This is a genomic window from Candidatus Nanopelagicales bacterium, from assembly GCA_037045355.1.
GTDB lineage: Bacteria > Actinomycetota > Actinomycetes > S36-B12.
This window is the reverse complement of sequence record JBAOHO010000021.1, coordinates 16610-34880: the sequence shown is the minus strand read 5'-3', so window position 1 is coordinate 34880 and position 18271 is coordinate 16610. Positions and strand designations below refer to the sequence as shown.

General features: G+C 66.8%; 17 protein-coding genes and 2 tRNA genes. 8 read left to right on the top strand and 11 right to left on the bottom strand.

The window, feature by feature from the left end:
* Positions 1-41: 41 nt before the first annotated feature.
* Positions 42-112 (bottom strand) — tRNA-Gln (locus V9E98_10830).
* Between the two features lie 127 nt (positions 113-239).
* On the opposite strand from V9E98_10830, the gene V9E98_10825 reads away from it, so the two are divergent.
* Positions 240-1271, top strand: a complete 1032-nt coding sequence (locus V9E98_10825; protein MEI2717472.1) for an acyl-CoA desaturase — start codon at positions 240-242, stop codon at positions 1269-1271.
* A 141-nt stretch (positions 1272-1412) separates the two neighbouring features.
* Positions 1413-1994, top strand: coding sequence for a TetR/AcrR family transcriptional regulator (locus V9E98_10820; protein MEI2717471.1), 582 nt, complete (start codon positions 1413-1415; stop codon positions 1992-1994).
* Positions 1995-2010: 16 nt separating this feature from the next.
* On the opposite strand, the gene V9E98_10815 is transcribed toward V9E98_10820, so the two are convergent.
* The gene (locus tag V9E98_10815; GenBank protein MEI2717470.1) at positions 2011-2928 is read right to left on the bottom strand and encodes a 4-(cytidine 5'-diphospho)-2-C-methyl-D-erythritol kinase; all 918 of its coding nucleotides are present in this window, start codon (positions 2926-2928) and stop codon (positions 2011-2013) included.
* 126 nt (positions 2929-3054) lie between these two features.
* Between V9E98_10815 and V9E98_10810 the strand changes: the two genes are divergently transcribed.
* The 3 genes from V9E98_10810 to V9E98_10800 are packed head-to-tail and all read left to right on the top strand — an operon-like array spanning position 3055 to position 4926.
* Positions 3055-3825, top strand: a complete 771-nt coding sequence (locus V9E98_10810; GenBank protein MEI2717469.1) for an NAD-dependent epimerase/dehydratase family protein — start codon at positions 3055-3057, stop codon at positions 3823-3825.
* Complete coding sequence (locus V9E98_10805) at positions 3755-4123, top strand: hypothetical protein (protein MEI2717468.1); 369 nt, start codon at positions 3755-3757, stop codon at positions 4121-4123. Before V9E98_10810 ends, V9E98_10805 begins: the two co-directional genes overlap by 71 nt.
* Positions 4111-4926 (top strand): WecB/TagA/CpsF family glycosyltransferase, encoded by an 816-nt coding sequence (locus tag V9E98_10800; protein MEI2717467.1) that lies wholly within the window; start codon positions 4111-4113, stop codon positions 4924-4926. Before V9E98_10805 ends, V9E98_10800 begins: the two co-directional genes overlap by 13 nt.
* Before the next feature lie 86 nt (positions 4927-5012).
* On the opposite strand, the gene V9E98_10795 is transcribed toward V9E98_10800, so the two are convergent.
* The 6 genes from V9E98_10795 to V9E98_10770 form a co-directional block, all read right to left on the bottom strand.
* On the bottom strand, positions 5013-5975 hold the full coding sequence (locus tag V9E98_10795; protein MEI2717466.1) for a methyltransferase domain-containing protein: 963 nt from the start codon (positions 5973-5975) through the stop codon (positions 5013-5015).
* Between the two features lie 54 nt (positions 5976-6029).
* The gene (gene rsmA / locus V9E98_10790; GenBank protein MEI2717465.1) at positions 6030-6914 is read right to left on the bottom strand and encodes a 16S rRNA (adenine(1518)-N(6)/adenine(1519)-N(6))-dimethyltransferase RsmA; all 885 of its coding nucleotides are present in this window, start codon (positions 6912-6914) and stop codon (positions 6030-6032) included.
* Positions 6911-7753, bottom strand: coding sequence for a TatD family hydrolase (locus tag V9E98_10785; protein MEI2717464.1), 843 nt, complete (start codon positions 7751-7753; stop codon positions 6911-6913). The genes rsmA and V9E98_10785 overlap by 4 nt, the downstream gene beginning before the upstream one ends.
* On the bottom strand, positions 7750-9330 hold the full coding sequence (metG, locus tag V9E98_10780; GenBank protein ID MEI2717463.1) for a methionine--tRNA ligase: 1581 nt from the start codon (positions 9328-9330) through the stop codon (positions 7750-7752). The genes V9E98_10785 and metG overlap by 4 nt, the downstream gene beginning before the upstream one ends.
* A 4-nt stretch (positions 9331-9334) precedes the next feature.
* A complete protein-coding gene (gene rsmI / locus V9E98_10775; GenBank protein MEI2717462.1) occupies positions 9335-10165 on the bottom strand; it encodes a 16S rRNA (cytidine(1402)-2'-O)-methyltransferase in 831 nt (276 codons plus the stop codon).
* Positions 10166-10293: 128 nt separating this feature from the next.
* On the bottom strand, positions 10294-11199 hold the full coding sequence (locus V9E98_10770) for an IS5 family transposase (GenBank protein MEI2717461.1): 906 nt from the start codon (positions 11197-11199) through the stop codon (positions 10294-10296).
* On the opposite strand from V9E98_10770, the gene V9E98_10765 reads away from it, so the two are divergent.
* From V9E98_10765 to V9E98_10755, 3 genes are all read left to right on the top strand, one after another.
* A complete protein-coding gene (locus V9E98_10765) occupies positions 11189-12478 on the top strand; it encodes a transposase (GenBank protein MEI2717460.1) in 1290 nt (429 codons plus the stop codon). The genes V9E98_10770 and V9E98_10765 overlap by 11 nt on opposite strands.
* A gap of 190 nt (positions 12479-12668) precedes the next feature.
* Positions 12669-14156, top strand: coding sequence for a phospholipid carrier-dependent glycosyltransferase (locus V9E98_10760; protein MEI2717459.1), 1488 nt, complete (start codon positions 12669-12671; stop codon positions 14154-14156).
* Between the two features lie 52 nt (positions 14157-14208).
* Positions 14209-16224, top strand: a complete 2016-nt coding sequence (locus V9E98_10755; GenBank protein MEI2717458.1) for a cytochrome c oxidase assembly protein — start codon at positions 14209-14211, stop codon at positions 16222-16224.
* Between the two features lie 963 nt (positions 16225-17187).
* On the opposite strand, the gene V9E98_10750 is transcribed toward V9E98_10755, so the two are convergent.
* The 3 genes from V9E98_10750 to V9E98_10740 form a co-directional block, all read right to left on the bottom strand.
* A tRNA-Ala gene (locus V9E98_10750) sits at positions 17188-17260 on the bottom strand.
* Positions 17261-17283: 23 nt separating this feature from the next.
* Positions 17284-17448 carry a hypothetical protein gene (locus tag V9E98_10745; GenBank protein ID MEI2717457.1) on the bottom strand — a complete coding sequence of 55 codons (165 nt, stop codon included), beginning with the start codon at positions 17446-17448 and terminating at the stop codon, positions 17284-17286.
* Positions 17441-18268 carry a hypothetical protein gene (locus tag V9E98_10740; protein ID MEI2717456.1) on the bottom strand — a complete coding sequence of 276 codons (828 nt, stop codon included), beginning with the start codon at positions 18266-18268 and terminating at the stop codon, positions 17441-17443. The genes V9E98_10745 and V9E98_10740 overlap by 8 nt, the downstream gene beginning before the upstream one ends.
* Positions 18269-18271: the final 3 nt, after the last annotated feature.

Below are 18271 nucleotides of genomic sequence, written 5' to 3'. Positions count from 1 at the left end.
CAACGCCCTCGCAGAATACCCGCTGGCCACTGAGGGAGTCGCTCCGCCGCCAGGTCTCGATCCTGGACCTCCAGCTTCAAAGGCTGTCGGGCTGCCATTACCCCACGGCGGACTGGTGTCGGGCAATCCTGTCACGCGCTCACCGGCGCCAACCACTCGACCATTGACTTGTTACGCAGCCGTAGGTTAACTTCGCTGAACCTACGCAGCGCGTAGGTTCAGCGAAGGGACCGGGATCGATGAGCCCACGGAGTACTGGTCGCCAGACCATCCCCACCCAACCCGACGTCCCTCCCACCGCTTCCGTGGCCCCGGCCAAGCCGTCGCCTGAACCCACGGGCTCGCAGGAGCCGACGGGTCAGCCCTGGATCGTCGCGGTCTTCTTGATCACCCCCATGGTGGCGCTGGTCGCCGCCATCCCAGTTCTGATGCAGGGGTGGATCTCCTGGGTGGACGTGGGCCTTGCGGCTCTGTTCTACGTGATCACAGCATTCGGTATCACGGTCGGATACCACCGGTACTTCACCCATGGCTCGTTCAAGGCGAACGCCGCGACGCGCACCGTTCTCGCGGTCGCCGGCTCCTTGGCGCTCGAAGGCGCCGTGACCGACTGGGTCGCCGATCACCGCAAACATCACGCCTTCTCTGACAAACCCGGCGACCCGCACTCCCCGTGGCGGTTCGGAACCGACTCCCGGGCGGTCGCCAAGGGACTGTGGTTCGCCCACGTCGGCTGGCTGATCCGCAGCAATCCGACCGATGTCGCGAAGTACTCGCCGGACCTGCTGCGTGATCCGATCACTCGCCGACTCTCCCAGCACTTCCCGTGGTTCGTGCTCGCGACGCTACTGCTGCCCGCCGTCCTCGGCGGCCTGATCACCTGGTCATGGCAGGGTGCGCTGAGCGCGTTCTTCTGGGCCGGGCTGGTCCGGATCGCTCTGGTGCATCAGGTGACGTGGTCGATCAACTCGATCTGCCATGTCTGGGGCCGGCGTCCGTTCCGGACGCGCGACAACTCCGGCAACGTCGCATGGTTGGCGGTGCCGGCGCTGGGCGAGTCGTGGCACAACTACCACCATTCGGATCCGACCGCGGCGCGCCACGGGGTGCTCCGGAGCCAGATCGACCCGTCAGCGTGGTCGATCCGCATGCTGGAACGCCTCGGCTGGGCTCACGATGTGCGATGGCCGACCGCGCAGCGAGTGCGCAACCGTTGGCTGCATCCCGAGGAACCGATCGACCTGCATCCCGCGGTCAACGAGGCCGACTGAGAAACCACCCGCCGCGGAGAACCGCGGCGGGAAGTACGAGAACGCGCGCCAGTGACCACGCCTTGGCCCCCCGATCTCACGACCGCCGGGGATCCGACCTCACTCGTCGAACTGACTACTTCCCGGCGGCCGCGCGTGCGAATGAGCGGAAAACAGCGCCGGGAGCAACTCATCGGGGTCGGTCGTCGACTCTTCGCCGACAAGGGCTACGAGGCGGTCAGCGTGGAGGAGATCGCCTCCGAGGCCGCCGTGTCGAAGCCCGTCGTCTACGAACACTTCGGCGGCAAGGAAGGGCTGTACGCGGTCATCGTCGATCGGGAGATGAACACCCTTCTCGAGAGGATCACCAACTCGCTGACCGGTGATCATCCCCGCCAACTACTTGAACAAGCCGGGACGGCGCTGTTCGGCTATATCGAGGACGAGACAGACGGTTTCCGCATCCTGGTACGGGACTCCCCCGCCAGCACGGCGGGATTCGACAGCCTGATCATCGAGGTGGCCGCCCGCGTGGACCACGTGCTCGCCACCCAGTTCCGGGCCCGAGGATTCAACCCCAAGTTGTCGGGGATGTACGCACAGATGCTCGTCGGCATGGTGGCGCACACCGGGCAGTGGTGGCTGGAGGTGCGCAAACCCAAGCAACGCGAAGTCGTGGCGCACCTGGTCAATCTGGCGTGGAACGGGCTGGGGCATCTGGACCCCAAACCCCGGCTTTCGTGACCGATTCGGGCATCACTCAGTCGACGACGGACGCCCCCGGCACCGGACCCACCGCCCGTCTGACTGCCCGGCACAGACCTGACGCCGACAGCGCCACAGCGAGTTCCAGTGCTGAGTCCTGGTCAGCCACCAGGAAGGCACACGTAGGACCACTCCCGGACACCAAAGCACCCAGCGCCCCGTGCTCCGGCCCCAACGCCAAGAGCATCTCCAGTACGGGCATCAAAGCGCACGCCGCGGGCTGAAGATCATTGCGCAGCGCCCGACCCAGGGCGTGCGCATCCCCCGAACGGACGGCCAGCAGAACCTCGGGCCGCACGGCGGGACGCGGTGTGGCACCCGATCCGCGAATTTCGTCCAACTTGCGGTACACCGCCGGGGTGGACAACTGGCCCTCCGAGAGCGCGAGCACCCAATGGAACTTCCCCGATCCCATCGCCGACGTCACCGTCTCGCCGCGACCACTACCCACGGCGGTCCCACCCAACAACGCGAACGGAACGTCCGATCCCAGCCGCGCAGCAAGATCACCCAACTCCGGTTCAGCCTCGCCGCTGGGGTCCCACAACTGCGCACAGGCACGCAGTACGCCCGCCGCGTCGGCGCTGCCTCCCGCCATCCCGCCGGCCACCGGGATCCCCTTGTCGATCGTGATCGACAGGTCCGGCACCCGGCCGTACGCCTCGGCTGCCAACTCCGCGGCGCGCCAGGCAAGGTTGTCGGGTCCCGTGGGAACCCCGGCAGTCTCGCGGCCCCCGACGGACAAACGCAGACCGCGCCCGTCGCCCCGCTCCGAAACCTCCAGCTCGTCGAACAGCGACAACGCCTGATAAACGGTGGCGAGTTCGTGGAAGCCGTCAGGGCGCACCGGCCCGACCGACAGGTCGAGATTCAACTTGGCGGGAACCCGCACGCTGACAACGGAATGCGACATCATCTCGAGCCTACGGAAAGCGCTACCGCCATGCGCCGTGAGCGCCTTCCAGTCTGAGAGACTGGCCGGGCGCAGGGTTGGGGAACCCGCACCGACATCGGGATCCCGAACGGAAATGGGGAATCAGTGTCTCTTGTGGTCGTCACCGGCTCCGGTGGTCTGATCGGTTCGTCCGCGGTGCGTCATTTCGCGGGACTCGGTCTCGACGTCATCGGCATCGACAATGACATGCGCGCCTACTTCTTCGGACCGGATGGGTCCACGGCGTGGAATGTCCAGACCCTGCGCGACGAACTCGGTCGCCACTACCGCCATGAATCGTTGGACATCCGCGACCGCGACGGGTTGTCAGCCCTGTTCCGGGCGGTCGGCGCGGACATCACCTTGGTGGTCCACACTGCCGCTCAACCCAGTCACGACTGGGCGGCGAAGGAGCCCTGGACGGACTTCGACATCAACGCCGTGGGCACCTTGAACATGCTGGAAGTGACGCGGCTACACGCACCCGACGCCGTCTTCATCTACACGTCGACCAACAAGGTGTACGGCGACACCCCGAACTCGCTTCCGCTCATCGAACTCGATACGCGGTGGGAGATCGCGGCGGACCACGCCTTCCACGACGGCATCACTGAAGACATGTCCATCGACCGCAGCCTGCACTCAGTGTTCGGGGCCGCCAAGGTGGCCGGTGACGTGATGGTCCAAGAGTATGGACGGTACTTCGACATTCCGACCGCCTGCTTCCGTGGGGGAACACTCACAGGGCCCATCCCACTCGGCAGCCGAGCTCCACGGATTCCTCGGGTACGTCATGCGATGCGCGATGGAGCGGCGGACCTACACGGTGTTCGGCTACAAGGGCAAGCAGGTTCGCGACGCGATCCACAGCAATGACGTCGTCAGCGCCTTCGAGGCCTTCTGGCGTGCGCCGCGTATCGCCGAGGTCTACAACATGGGCGGCGGCCGACACTCCAACTGCTCGAATCTCGAGGCTTTCGCCATCGCCGCCGACATCACCGGCACCGAGATGACCACCGAATACGTCGACGAGAACCGCATCGGCGATCACATCTGGTGGATCGGCAGCAACGCGCGGTTCGCCGATCACTTCCCGAACTGGGGCCTCACCTACGACGTTCCGGCGATCATGCGCGAGATCTACGAGAGCAACGTCGATCGGTGGACTCCGTGATCAATCGCGGTCGGCACAATGTGCTGGGCGTGATGATCGATGCGGTCGACTACGACTATGCGGTCGACCAGGTGGTGGCGGCTGCCGAGGAACGCCGGCCCCTGGCTCTGACCGCACTGGCCGTCCACGGCGTCATGACGGGCGTGGACGACCCCGCACACGAAGCGCGCCTGAACTCGTTCGACGTGACGGTACCTGACGGTCAACCCGTGCGCTGGGCGCTGAACTCTCTGTACAACACGAGCCTGCGCGACCGGGTGTACGGCCCGGACCTCACGGGGTATGTCCTCGCCGAGTTGGCGCACCGCGGTTTGCCTGTGTTCCTCTACGGCTCGACACCGCAGACTCTGAACAGGTTGGCCACGACACTGCCGGAGAAATACCCGGGACTGCGCATCGCCGGGATGCGGCCCTCAGGGTTCCGCGTGGCCGAACCCGGCGAGGCGCCGGACATCGCGGCCGAGATCCGCGCAAGTGGAGCGCGCTGTGTTCTGGTCGGACTCGGTTGCCCGCGGCAGGAGGTCTTCGCCCACGCCTTGCGCGCGCACCTGGACCTCCCGCTTCTCGCCGTCGGCGCAGCCTTCGACTACCACGCCGGCCAGTTACGCACACCGCCACCGTGGATGCAGCGCTATGGCCTGGAGTGGTTGTGGCGACTGGGCTTGGAGCCGACCAGACTGTGGCGCCGCTACTTGATCCTCAACCCGCGCTACGCGACCCGACTCCTCGGCCAACGCGCTGGTCTGTGGAAACCGGTGCCGGCGCCACCTGAGCGCGGCGCGATCGAACGCTTTCCTGTGTGACGCACAAACACGAAACGGCACTTCGAGCCCGCCACGCATCACACAGGGTTCGCCGGGCTCTGTCACAGGGCTCGCCGGGCTCTGTCCTATGACGAGAGGGGCTTGACCGCCGATAGTTGGACCGCACAGGCGAGTTCGCGATTCTTCTCATCCGACAGTTCCGTGACGAATGGCATGTCCACCAACTTCGTGGGATCACCCATCAAGTCACCGACCCGCATCCGCTCGAACTTCCGTCGTGTGCGCCCCGAGAGTCCCAATGCCCAACTGTTGAGAATCCAACGAACTGAGTAGAGCGGGCGCAGGTCTCCGTGCACGGAGGTTCCCTTGATGGTCAGCTGATCCGCGAACAGGTTCTGCAGACCTTGGGCTGTCATGTTGTAGAAATGGTTCGGGTAGGCGTGCACTGGCTGGAGGAACGGCACGGTACAGATCAGTTCCCCACCCGGCTTGAGTACTCGGACGATTTCCTCCGCACATCGGAAGGGATCCTTGACATGCTCCAGCACCGCTGTCGAGATGACCGCGTCGAAGCATTCGTCGCGGAACGGCAACTCCTCGCCGACTCCCAGGACATCTGTGGTGTCGTAGTCGACGATCTCGAAATTGACCACATTGGAGAAGTAGGTTCGCCGCATTCCCGATCCGCAATCGAGGACGAGCCCTTCTGAGTTGCGCTCGACCAATCCCAGGATGATCGGGTCGTAATCATGGGCGCTGACAGCGTCCGTCTCGACGATGTCGAAGGCGGCCCGAAGGTCGTCGGTCAGGAAGTCGACACAGTTCCCGTTGTCGACGGAGCGCATGTCGGACCGGAGAATCGGTCGCATCCTGTCGCGTTTGGCTGCCTTTGCGGCCGAGATGGTCTCGACGGGAAGCCTGATGGGGCGACCCTCCCGCAGCCCATCGCGCGTGAGGTGCTCATGCGCGGAACGCACACCGCCTGAAGCGATCTGCTGGACTACGTCGGGATTGGCCAAGAGATACAACTGCTCGTCGAAGTTCTCACGGGTTGCCGCGTGCTCCATGAGGATCGCGTCCACAGCCACCGCCTCTCATCAGCAGCGGGCGCTCCGTAGCGTCCATTCCTCGGGCCCCCCGAATCATGCCAGGTCGCGGGACAGCTGGTGTGACTGCGTTGACTTCGGCAGTGCGGCCGCGAGCTGGACGAACTGCGCCAAGCCCCACTGTTCAGGACGGTCACCGGGGGCCAGTCCCGCCCGGGCCAAGGCTGAGTCGGCCACTTCCGGACCAAGTCGTGCGGTCAAGGTGTGACGGACTGTCTTCCGGCGCTGTCCGAACAGTAGGTCGATCACGGCGAACACCCGATCGCGTGGCTGCTCACCGCGCACATCAGCCGGGTCGCGGTGAGCCACCAACAGAACCAGCCCGCTGTCTACGCGGGGCACCGGCCAGAACACGGTCGGCGGCACCGAGCCCACTCGACGTACCCGCGCGTACCAGGCTGCCTTCACGCTGGGGACTCCGTAGGTCTTGCTTCCGGGGGCCGCCGCCAGCCGGTCGGCAACCTCTTTCTGCACCATGACCAACGACCGCTCCAGAGAAGGGAAGGTGGCCAGGCAATGCAGCAGTACCGGCACCGCGACGTTGTACGGCAGGTTGGCGACCAGGGAGTCCGGTACCCCCAGGCCGGCGTCGATGCTGATGGCGTCGGCTGCAACGACCCGCAGCCGTGCGGCGCCCTCCGGGAGCCGGGCATCCACCGTGTCCGGGAGCAGTCGGGCCAGGCGTTCGTCGATCTCCACAGCCGTGACCCGGTGCCCGGCGGCAAGTAGCCCGAGAGTGAGACTGCCCAGACCCGGACCCACCTCCAGCACCTCCGCCTCCGGCGGCAGATCGGCCAGGCGGACGATACGCCGGATCGTATTGGGATCCACGACGAAGTTCTGCCCCAGCGCCTTCGCCGGGTGCAGGTTCAGCGGTGCCGCCAACTGCTGGACGTCACGCGGACCGAGGAGTTCGGTCACCCCGTGAAACCCAGTTCAGGCGTGATCGCGAACGCGGCCATCGTGTTGGCGTGCAACTGTCCGCAGAGTTCTGGAAGTTCGATCCCCGTCACGTCAGACAGCGTCAGGACCGTCCAAGGCAGCAAGTACGACGCGTTGGGTTTGCCGCGATGCGGTGCCGGGGTCAGGAAGGGCGCATCGGTTTCGACCAGCATCCGGTCCGGCGGCACGACTGCGGCGGCGGCTCGCAACTCCCCCGCGTTCTTGAACGTCACAACTCCCGGGAACGAGATGTACCACCCGGCGTCGCTGCACAGGCGCGCCATCGCGGCGTCGCCGCTGAAGCAGTGGAACACAATCCGGTCGGGGAGGTCCTCGTCGTCGAGGACCCGCAAGACATCGGTATGGGCATCGCGGTCGTGGATCACCAACGTCTTCGCGGTCCGACGGGCCAGGTTGATGTGAGCCCGGAATGAGCGCTCCTGCGCAGCGCGACCGGATTCGTCAGTTCGGAAATGGTCCAGCCCCGACTCGCCGATCGCGACCACTCGTGGATCCGCTGCCAGTTCGGCGATGTGTTGCAGGTCGTTGTCCAGTTCGGACCCGCGCCGAGGTGCTTCGTTGGGATGAACAGCCACCGCGGCCACCACGTTGTCGAACTCTCGCGCGAGTTCGACCGATCTCTGGGACGACTCGACATCGACACCAACCTGGACGACCCCAGTGACACCCACCCGCGCCGCCGCGTCGAGGGCCTGCGCCGGCGAGAGACCGGAGTACTCCGCCGTGATGTCCAGATGACAATGACTGTCGATGACCGGCGCCGGCAGGGGTTCCGGTGCCGGGATGGGCAGGGTCATTCCTCTTCGTCCGGCAGCCGCGGGAACAACTGCTCCGGTTTGGACACCGTGACTCCGGGTGGCAGTTGGCCCCAGACGACGTGCGTGACGACCTGGTCGGCGAGCGGACCGAGCGCATCAGCGCCGAGCGACTGCCACAGCGCCTCGGTAGCACTGGGCATGACCGGGTGATAAAGCACGCTGATCGCCCGCAGGCTCTCGGCAATCGTGTACAAGACCGTCCCGAGCCGTTCGCGGCGATCGTCGTCCTTGGCCAGCGCCCAGGGCTGCTGTTCGGTCACATAGCCATTCACGGCATCGATCAGACCTCGAATCGCCGCGATGCCGCCGCTGAAGTCGAGCCGCAGCATCGCCGCGTCCGCGTCGGCGACCGTGCGAGCGAGTAGATCCTGGACGACGAGGTCGGCGTTGCTGTACGGGCCCGGCTCCGGGAGGACTCCGGCGAAGTATTTGGTGATCATGGCGCCCCCTCGCGACGCGAGGTTCCCGAGCCCGTTGGCGAGTTCGGAGGTGTAGCGGTCGCGCATGTCCTCCCACGAGAACGAGCCGTCGGAACCGAAGTTGATCGCCCGCAGGAAGTAGTAGCGGAAGGCGTCGGCACCAAATGTGTCGGTGATCGTCTCGGGTGCAATGCCGGTGAGTTTGCTCTTGGACATCTTCTCGCCCCCGACGAGCAACCAGCCGTGGGCGAAGACTTTGGCCGGCAGTGGCAGGCCGGCCGCCATGAGCATGGCCGGCCAGTACACGGCATGGAACCGGAGGATGTCCTTGCCCACGAGATGGACGTCGGCCGGCCAGGTGTTCGCGAAGAGTTCCTTCCCGGAGTTCTGTCCGTAGCCAACGGCCGTGATGTAGTTCAGCAGGGCATCGAACCACACGTAGACGACCTGCTCAGGATCCCACGGAAGCGGCACTCCCCAGTCCACACTGGAGCGAGACATGGAGATGTCGGAAAGACCGCCGCGGATGAACGAGACGACCTCGTTGTAGGCGCTGCGGGGGGCTACGGCGTCGGGGTTGCGCTCGTAATGCTCGAGGAGCGCGGGACCGAACTCCGACAGCCGGAACCACCAGTTCTGTTCGCTGAGTTGCTCGACAGGGCGGCCATGGATCCGGCACACCAACTCGCCGGCGTACTCACCTGTCCCCTCTTCCAGGTCGGCGGCGACCTTGAACTCCTCGCACCCCACGCAATAGGGCCCTTCGTAGAGCTCGGGGTAGACGTGTCCCGCCTCTTTCAGGACGGTCCAGAAGGCCTGTACTCCGCGCCGATGTCGCTCCTCCGTGGTGCGGATGAAGTCGTCGTTGGCGATGTCGAGGGTCTCGAGGACGGGCCGCCAGTGTTCGGACACCAGCGTGTCGACCCACTCCTGGGGCGTGACTTCGTTCTCCTCGGCCTTGCGCTGGACCTTGGTGCCGTGCTCATCGGTGCCGGTGAGGTAGCGGACCTTCTCGCCCCTCTGCCGGTGCCACCGGGCCAGGACATCTCCCGCGACCGTGGTGTAGGCGTGCCCGATGTGGGGAGCGTCATTGACGTAGTAAATGGGCGTCGTGACATAGAACGACTTGTCGGGCATGGGGTCATTCTAGGGACGACAGCGACGCCTGGTACACGACCCGGCGCGGCGCCCCGGTTTCGGCGACGACCTGGACGACAGCGTCCCGCCGGCTCATCCCGGCGGCCACCAATGCCGCCACCCGCGCGGCCAACTCGGACTCGTCGGCTACATCATCAGCGGGTGCACCAGCGACCACGAGGGTCACTTCGCCCAGGACATCGCCCTGCGCCCACTGCCCCAACTGCGTGACCGAGCCGCGGATGACCTCCTCGTGAACCTTGGTCAACTCCCGGCACACGACCGCGGGTCGATCGCCCCACTCCGCCATCAGATCCGCCAACGTGGTCGCCAGTCGTCGCGGCGACTCGAAGAACACGGTGGGGCGAGGATCGTTGGCGAGTTCGGCGAGCCGTCGCCTGCGCTCGCCGGGTTTGCGGGGCAGGAATCCTTCGAAGGCGAACGGGCCCGCGACCAACCCCGACACTGCGACCGCGGTGGCTACGGCCGACGGACCGGGCAGGGCGGTCACCCTGATTCCCCTGTCCCCACATCGCTGTACGAGGCGTCGGCCGGGGTCACTGATCGTCGGGGTGCCGGCATCGGAGACGAGCAACACATCCTGACCACTGACCAGCGACTCGAGGAGTCGGTCGGACCGGCTTGCCTCGTTGCCCTCGAACAATGACACAACTGTCGCCTTGAGCGGCACTTCGAGGGATTCGGCCAGGCGCCGGACCCGGCGGGTGTCCTCGGCGGCGATCAACGAGGCACGTCGCAGGGCAGCCCGGAGCCGGTCGGAGGCATCGTGGGGATTGCCGATGGGTGTGGCGGCCAATGTGAGCGTGCCGTACACACCGACATCCTGACACGGCTTGGGCAACTTGTACCGCGACGTCGAACGTCCCGAGTGCAGCAGATGGCCACTTGCGTGCGGGAGGCCGGCAAGGAAGCCTCCAAGCGGCACTAAAGCCTGTCGACAAATCACGTGAGCCGGTTCAGCAGGAGTGCGATCTGGCTGAGGATGAGGAAGCCGGTGTGGGCTTCGAGGGTGGCTTCCCATTGTCGGACCATGCGCCGGTTGCGGTTGATCCAGGCGTGGGTGCGTTCGACGACCCAGCGGCGTGGTTGCACGAGGAACCCGGTGCCGGGCGGCGGCTTCGGACCGGAGACGATCTCGATGTCGATGCCGGTCTTGGCGGCGAGCTCTCGCGTTGCCGGACCGGTGTAGCCCTTGTCCGCCCACACCTTGGCCATCCCCGGGCAGGAGGACTTCGCAACGTCGAGCAGTCTGGGCAGCACGGCCCGGTCTTGCTCGTTGGCGGCCGTCACCTCGACGGCGAGCAGCAGCCCGGCGGTGTCGGTCAAGATATGCCGCTTGATGCCGTCGATCTTCTTGGCCCCGTCGAACCCGCGCTGGCCTGGCACAGGGCTGGCCTTCACTGAGGACGAGTCCACCACAGCGCCGGTCGCAGCCGCTTTGCGGCCGTCGGCCAGGCGGGTCTGCTCACGCAGCTTCACCAATGCCGAGTCCCAGACGCCGCGCCTGGTCCAACGCATGAACTGCTGATGGGCGGCTGGCCACTCGACGGCGAAGTCGTGGGGCAGGTGCCGCCACGGACAGCCGGTGCGCAGTACGTACAGGATCGCGTCGACGTACTCGCGCAGCCGGTCGGGGTCGATCCGGCGGCCGGGAAGAGTGATGTCGCGGGTGAGCAGCGGCTCCAATGCGGTCCAGGCCGAGTCGGTCAGGTCGGACGGGTACGGGTTTCGGTCACATGACCGCCGTTGATAGCAGGACCCTCCGACACCGGGACTGATACCGGCCTCAGCACGCGCGTTCCACGGGCTTGTCGGGGGTATGTGGTTGTCTGTGCTCGTGCGGCACACGACGTTCCGGTTCTGCCTCGACCCCACGGTCGAGCAGGACACGGCGCTGGCCCGCCATGCCGGTGCGTCCCGGTTCGCGAGCAACACGTGCCTGCGGCTGGTCAAGCACGCGCTCGCCGCCAAACAGGCTGATCCCGGCGTGAAGGTGCCCTGGACCGGGTTCGACCTGATCAACGCGTTCAACGCGTGGAAGAAGACCGAGGACGCGGGACGGTTGTTCGTGGTTGACGGCGCCGGGACGGCCGAGGTGCAGGTGACCGGCCTGGCGTGGCGCACGCAGGTGTGCCAGCAGGTCTTCGAGGAAGCAGCCGTCGATCTCGGCAAGGGGCTGGCGGCGTTCACCGCGTCCCGCAAGGGCGACCGGGCCGGGCGGCGGGTCGGGTTCCCCAGGTTCAAGCGCAAGGGAAGGGCCGTCGAGTCGTTCCGACTGCGCAACAAGCACCCCAAGGGCGGCAAGCCGCCGATCCGCGTCGGTGACGGCGACCGACCCCGGTCGGTGACCCTGCCCGGTGCCGGCGCGGTGAAGGTCCACGACGACACCCGCCGGCTGCGGCGCCTCATCGCCACTGGCCGCGGCCGGATCTTGTTCGCGACCGTGTCCCGGCGCGCGGGCCGCTGGTTCGTCAGCCTCAACGTGGAAGCCGCCGACCTGCACCAGGCCCAGCGGCACGACCAGCAGTTGGTAGAAGCTGCCGGGTTCCTGGGTGTGGACCGTGGTCTGCACGACCTGGCCGTGGCTGCCTCGGCCGACGGCGCCGAGGCAGCGCGCATCCCCGCGCCGAGGCACCTGCAACACGCCCAAGCCAAGCAGCGGCGGCTGGCCCGAGCCGTCACCCGCAAACCGACAGGATCGAGGAACAGGAGGAAGGCCGCCGCCCGGCTCGGGCGGCACCACCAGCAGACCAGGAACCGAAGGCACCACGTCTTGCACGCCGCCGCCAACACGCTGGCCCAATACCTGGGGGTCCCCCCGCTTGCGGGGGAGGGTCGCCGTCGAAGACCTCAACGTGAAAGGCATGCTCGCCAACCACCGCCTCGCAGCAGCCATCTCCGACGCCGCCTGGACCGAACTGGCCCGGCTGATCACCTACCGGCAGGACTGGCGCGGCGGTCAGGTGGTCACCGTGGACCGGTGGTTCCCATCGTCGAAGACCTGCTCCGGCTGCGGCGCGGTCGACCCGGACCTCACCCTCGCGCAGCGCACCTACCGGTGCGCGGCGTGCGGACTGGAACTGGACCGCGACCGCAACGCAGCGATCAACCTCGCCGCGTGGGCTGACGCCCAGGCGGCCCGGGACCGAGAAGCGACCGGCCCGGACACCAACGCCTGCCGAGGGGACGGCTCTGGCCGGCGCGCACGCGCCCGTGAAACCAGCCCCAGCGACGCGGGAACCCGCCACGCAGCAGCGTGACAGGGACGCCCGAGAAGGGCGCTGCGACTATTTGTCGACAGGCTTTAGGATTGCCCGGTGACCGCAACGGCCGCCCTGCCCGAGCATGCTCCGGCCGTCGCGGCCGTGAGCAGACGATTCACTGGACGGCTCCTGGGCCCGCTCACTGTGACAATCCTGGGCGGAGTCCTGCGACTCGTTGACCTGGGTCGGCCGCACGCCTTGGTGTTCGACGAGACCTACTACGCCAAGGACGGCGCCTCACTGCTGGCGTTCGGGTACGAGCGGACCGCGATCGACAAACTCGACAAGAAGATCCTGGAGTCAGACGGGACCCTGGATCCCGCGTGGTGGACTGATGCCCCCTCCTACGTCGTGCATCCTCCGGTGGGCAAGTGGCTCATCGCAGCCGGCGAAGCCGTCTTCGGTGTCACTCCGACGGGCTGGCGTATCGCCACCGCGATCTTGGGCACCCTGACCATCTGGCTCGTGGCGCGTGCAGTCCTGCGCATGACCGGGAGCGCGATCTGGGGGACGGTCGCCGGACTTCTGATCGCGATCGACGGCATCGCCATCGTCATGAGCCGGACCGCCGTCCTCGACGGCATGCTCGCGTTCTTCGTGGTCGCGGCATTCGCCTGCCTTCTGGTGGATAGGGACTGGGTGCGGCAAGGCCGAACCCCCGGCAGTTGGTGGCGGCCATGGCGCATGACTGCTGCGCTCTGCCTGGGCCTGGCTTGTGGCGTGAAGTGGAGCGGAATCTGGTTCGTGGCCGCTTTCGGGATCCTGACGGTGCTCTGGGACGCCTCGCGCCGTCGCCGCGGCGGCGACTCGTTGCCCTTCGCACTGCTTCGTTCCGCTGTTCCGGCAGCCGTGACCATGCTCGGGATCGTCCTGCTGGTCTACGTAGCCACTTGGGGGGGATGGCTGGCCAGCGACAACGGTTGGAGCCGGAACTGGGACTCGTCCGGGGGACCCCTGGCGGCACTGCGATCATTGCTGCACTACCACTCGGAGATGTGGAGCTTCCACAACAACCTGACGAGTCCCCACTCCTATCAGTCCTCGGCTTTCGGCTGGTTGGTCCAGGCTCGTCCCACCTCGTTCTATTACGAGTCCGAAGGTCTGCAATGCGAGTCCGGTCAGTGCGCTCAAGCCGTCACAGCCCTGGGAAATCCACTGATCTGGTGGGCTGGAGTCCTGGCCGTGCTGCACCAAGTATGGCGTTGGGCAGCACATCGGGACTGGCGATCCGGAGCCGTGCTGGCCGCAGTTCTGGCGGGGTGGGCGCCGTGGCTGTTGTTCCCCGATCGCACGATCTTCACGTTCTACGCGGTCGTCGTAGTCCCGTTCCTGGTCATGGCATTGACCCTGTCCTTGGCCGCTGTGGCACGACCGGGAACTCAGCCTGATTCCACCCACGACAGTCGCCTGCGAGTGGCGCTGGTCGCCGTGTTCCTGCTTGCCTGCGTAGGCGTGTCCGCGTTCTTCTACCCGTTGTGGTCCGCCGAGGTCATCGACTACGCGACCTGGAGCCAGCGGATGTGGCTACCCACCTGGGTGTGACCCACCCTTACCCTGGAGCGGTGCTTGTGTCGCCTCGTCCCGGAGCCGGTGGATGACTACGGTCACCCGGGCCCCTGCGCCCAGTGATGAGCGCCTGCCCTCGGTGTGGCCGGCGCTGGGAGGCGCGGCCGCTGCCGCTGTCGGCTTGATGCTGGGCTTGCTCCTTGGGGGCGCGGCCTACCAGACCCCCGAGACTGGGCTTCCGGACCCCGGCCCTGTCGTGGGCTGGGGCCTGCCCATCGCGACTGCTCTGACGGTGATCGCGGGCACCATCACTCTCGGCCTGTTGGTGACCGCTGCGTTCCTCATGCCCGGCCCTGATCGAACGCATGTGTCCCGCGCCGGCAGGCGCGACGTGGTGCTGGCCGCGTGGAGTGCACTCGTGTGGGCCGCAAGCGCTCTGGCGACCATCGCTTTCACCCATGCCACCGTGATCGGCGAACCGCTGCACCGGGCGATGGCTCCGGCCACCTTCTTCACGTACGCCTTCGAGATCCCCGCGAACGTCGCTCACCTCGTCACCGCGATCCTCGCCATCGGGATAGCGGTGGCCGCAGCATTCACAGCCCGCACGAGCGCTGCCGCCATGCTCACGGGCATCGCAACCATCGCTCTGATCGCCGGCCCACTGACCGCCCACGGCACGGATCTGGGCGACCACTCACTGTCCCTGGCCGCCGGGACAGTTCACGCCGTGGCAGCGGCGCTCTGGGTCGGAGGCCTCATCGCCATGACCCGGCACGCGCTGCTCCGCGACCCGGGACTCTCAGTCGCCATCGGCCGATTCTCGGTTCTCGCGACCGCTGCGGTGATCGTCCTGGCGGCCAGCGGCGTCGCCAATACCTACACGCGCCTTGAACAGTTTGGGGAACTCTTCACGACACCGTACGGCCTGCTGGTTCTCCTCAAAGTGGCTCTGCTGGCGACTATCGCCGCCGTCGCATGGAACTCACGCCGGACCGCGGCCGCCGATCCCCAGCAGTCCGGGCCTCTGTTCCGGTGGCTCTTGGCCGAGGGGCTGCTCTTGTTGGTCACAGTCGGGGTGGCCGTGAGTATGACTGTCACGCAGTACCCGCGCTTGGCGGTCCCGCTGCCGTCGCCGGCGGAGGAACTCCTGGGATTCCCCTTCCCGCCCCCGCCCACTGCAGCTTCCGTGATGATCGGCTGGTATCCGGACGTCGTGTTCCTGCTGATCGCCGTGGTGCTTGCCGGCGTCTACGGGTGGGGCGTCTGGCGGGCCCATCGGCGCGGTATCCACTGGCCCTGGGGAAGGGTCGTCGCCTGGTACGCAGGAGTGCTGTTCCTGGTCTGGGCCACATCATCCGGCATCTCCGGGTACGCCAAGGTCTCGGTGCAGTGGCACATGGTGCAGCACATGTCGCTGTCCATGGTCGTTCCCATCCTGTTGGTCCTGGGCATGCCGATCATGCTCGCGCTGCGTGCGCTACGTCCGAGCAAAGGCCCCGATCGTGGGCCCCGCGAGTGGCTGCTTTGGGGCTTGCATGCCCCCATCTCCCGGTTTGTGACTCATCCGCTCTACGTGCTCGCGGTGGGGACTTTCGGATTGTTCGGGCTGTACTTCACACCGCTGTTCGGCTGGGCCATGGGCTCGCACCTGGGACATGTCCTGATGGGCGTGCACTTCTTGCTCGCCGGATTCCTGTTCTACTGGGTCGTGCTGGGCCTCGACCCCGGCCCGCGTGAGGTGCCCGCTTGGGCCCGCTTGCTCCTGCTGTTGCTGTTCATCTCGTTGCACGCGTTCTTCGCCGTGGCCATCATGATGTCGGCGGTGCCACTGGGCGCTGAATGGTTCGCCCAAGTCCAACCGCCGTGGCTGACCGACGCGGTCCAGGACAGCGTCTCCGGCGGGGGTGTTGCCTGGGGCATCGGCGAGATCCCCACCATCGTCGTCATGATCGTGGTCGCCGTGCAATGGGCGCGCACCGACGAGCGGCGCGCCAAACGGATGGACCGCCAAGCCGACCGTGACGGCGACGCGGAACGACTGGCCTATAACGCGCGTCTGGCGGCCATGGCGGAACGCAGCAGTCAGTCGAAGTCGACCTGACCTGTCCCTCGTACGATCAACGCCACCCAGGTCCGCCCCGGGAGGCACTTCGACTTCCCGCCCACGCGCGTCGGCCAACTCGAACGGCGCCTTGGTCGACACCTTGGACCAGTTGATCTTGTGGGCCTCTCCGCTGGCCATCAGGTAGCCGCGACCGCCACCAGTGGAGATGACTTCAGGGATCGGACTGCCGGCTGCGTCTCGTTCGCCCGTATCGCGAGTGGTGACGTCCATGACCAGGATGTTGTCGGGACGGAACTTCTGTCCGTCGAGTTGCCAATGCCCGGACTTGCGGTCCCACTGCCAAGTCTCCGAGCGGCTCGGGGAGAACGTGATGGTCACGTCCTTGGCCGGCTGCCCCTTCGGAAGCTCCGAGTCGCCGAACGACAGGTACGACTGCTGAGGTAGTCGACCCTTGTCCATTCGATCGATCTCGCGGGGGTTCACGAACAGGTTGTAGGGCGCCACGCGGCCGGCATCTCGGAAGTGCGCAGGGGAGGTCTCGTCGTACAAGGTGACATCCGCCCGCTCGAAGGCGGCCAGGCTGTCGGGCGCTCCACCGCTGGCGACGACGGTCGCGCGTACCGGTTCGACCAGCCCGATATCGCTGATGCGCACGGAACGAGCCGGGCCGACGACCCGAGGGAGCCGCGACTCGAAGAACCCCGCCAGCCGGGTGAGACCACCCTCGACGGGCTCCTCGATCACCAAGTCCGCTTGGCCGATGCCGATCTGGGGTTGCCCGGCGACGGTGTTGTCCACCTTGACCACGATCACCGGTCGCGGCTTCCAGCTGTCGGGCGCCGGTTGCCCCGTCATGGCCAGCAGCACCTCGGGTTCCGGTGTGGCCGTCACCGTGGGGCTGGCTGAAGGGGCGGGCGGAGGGGGCGAGCTACAAGCCGCCACCACGACACCGGCAGCCAGCACGATGGCCAGTCGGGGTTTGATCATGGGTTCACCTTGTGGAGCTGAGGGGATTCGAACCCCTGACCTTCTCATTGCGAACGAGACGCGCTACCAACTGCGCCACAGCCCCGGAGCCGTCAGAATACCGTGCCATCAGACGCCGATGGAACGGCGCATGCCGCCGCGGAGATGGGGGGCGCTACCGGTGTGGCGGCGGCCGGGGCGGCGGTGCTCGTTGCCGGGGCGGCGGTGCTCGTTGCCGGCGGCGGTGCTCGTTGCCGGGGCGGCGGTGCTCGTTGCCGGGGCGGCGCTACTCATTGACGGCGCGACGGTAGTAGGAGCGGTCGTTCGCGTAGTTGGCGAACTCGGCAACCTGCTGGTCGGCGTCAGGCTCCAGCGCCGCAAACTCGCGGTCGAACTGGTCCTGCAGATGGGGCGACTGCTGGGCCCGGGCCTGCTCGACCATGCTGGCGCCGTTCCAGCCGGCGCTGGTCAGGTCGATGCGACGCGGGATCTTCGAGGCCTTGGACTTGCTGGTGTACGTGGGCAGTGTGGTTTCGCGCGGCTCCCATTCGGAGCCCACAGCGGCGGTGCCGCTCACGAGCCGAACCCCGTCGCGCACTGAGCGCCCGCTCGCGGCGAGGTCTTCGGCGGTGAAGTCCTGGGCCGCGGCGGCGGGGGCCGTGGACAGCCCCGATTCCCACTGGCGCATCTGGAAGAACATGGCACTGACGTAGCCGACGAGGAGCAACGTCGTGAGGACCGCGAGGAAACTGGGGAGGATCCCGGCGACCACACCGAGGAGTGACACGGTGACGGCGCCCGTCAGGCCCAACAGGATGTTGCGGCGCCGACGAGCGTGACGGCCCTGGGGGGCGCGCAGTGCATCGACCCAACGGGCTGGATCGCCGCCGACCCGCTCCCGGTTGGTCAGGGTTTTCAGATACTCCCGCCAGGATTGGTAGTGCTCGTCATCCGCCGCGGACGGGGCGGCGGACCGGGCATTGTGCGGGTTGAGGGCACGCTCGACACGTTCCGCCTCACGGCGCCGCCGTGACTCGTCGTGGTGGTGCAACCACCGCGGAACGAGCACGACGCCCCACAAGGCGATGAGAATCACATAGATCAGGCCCGTCACGCG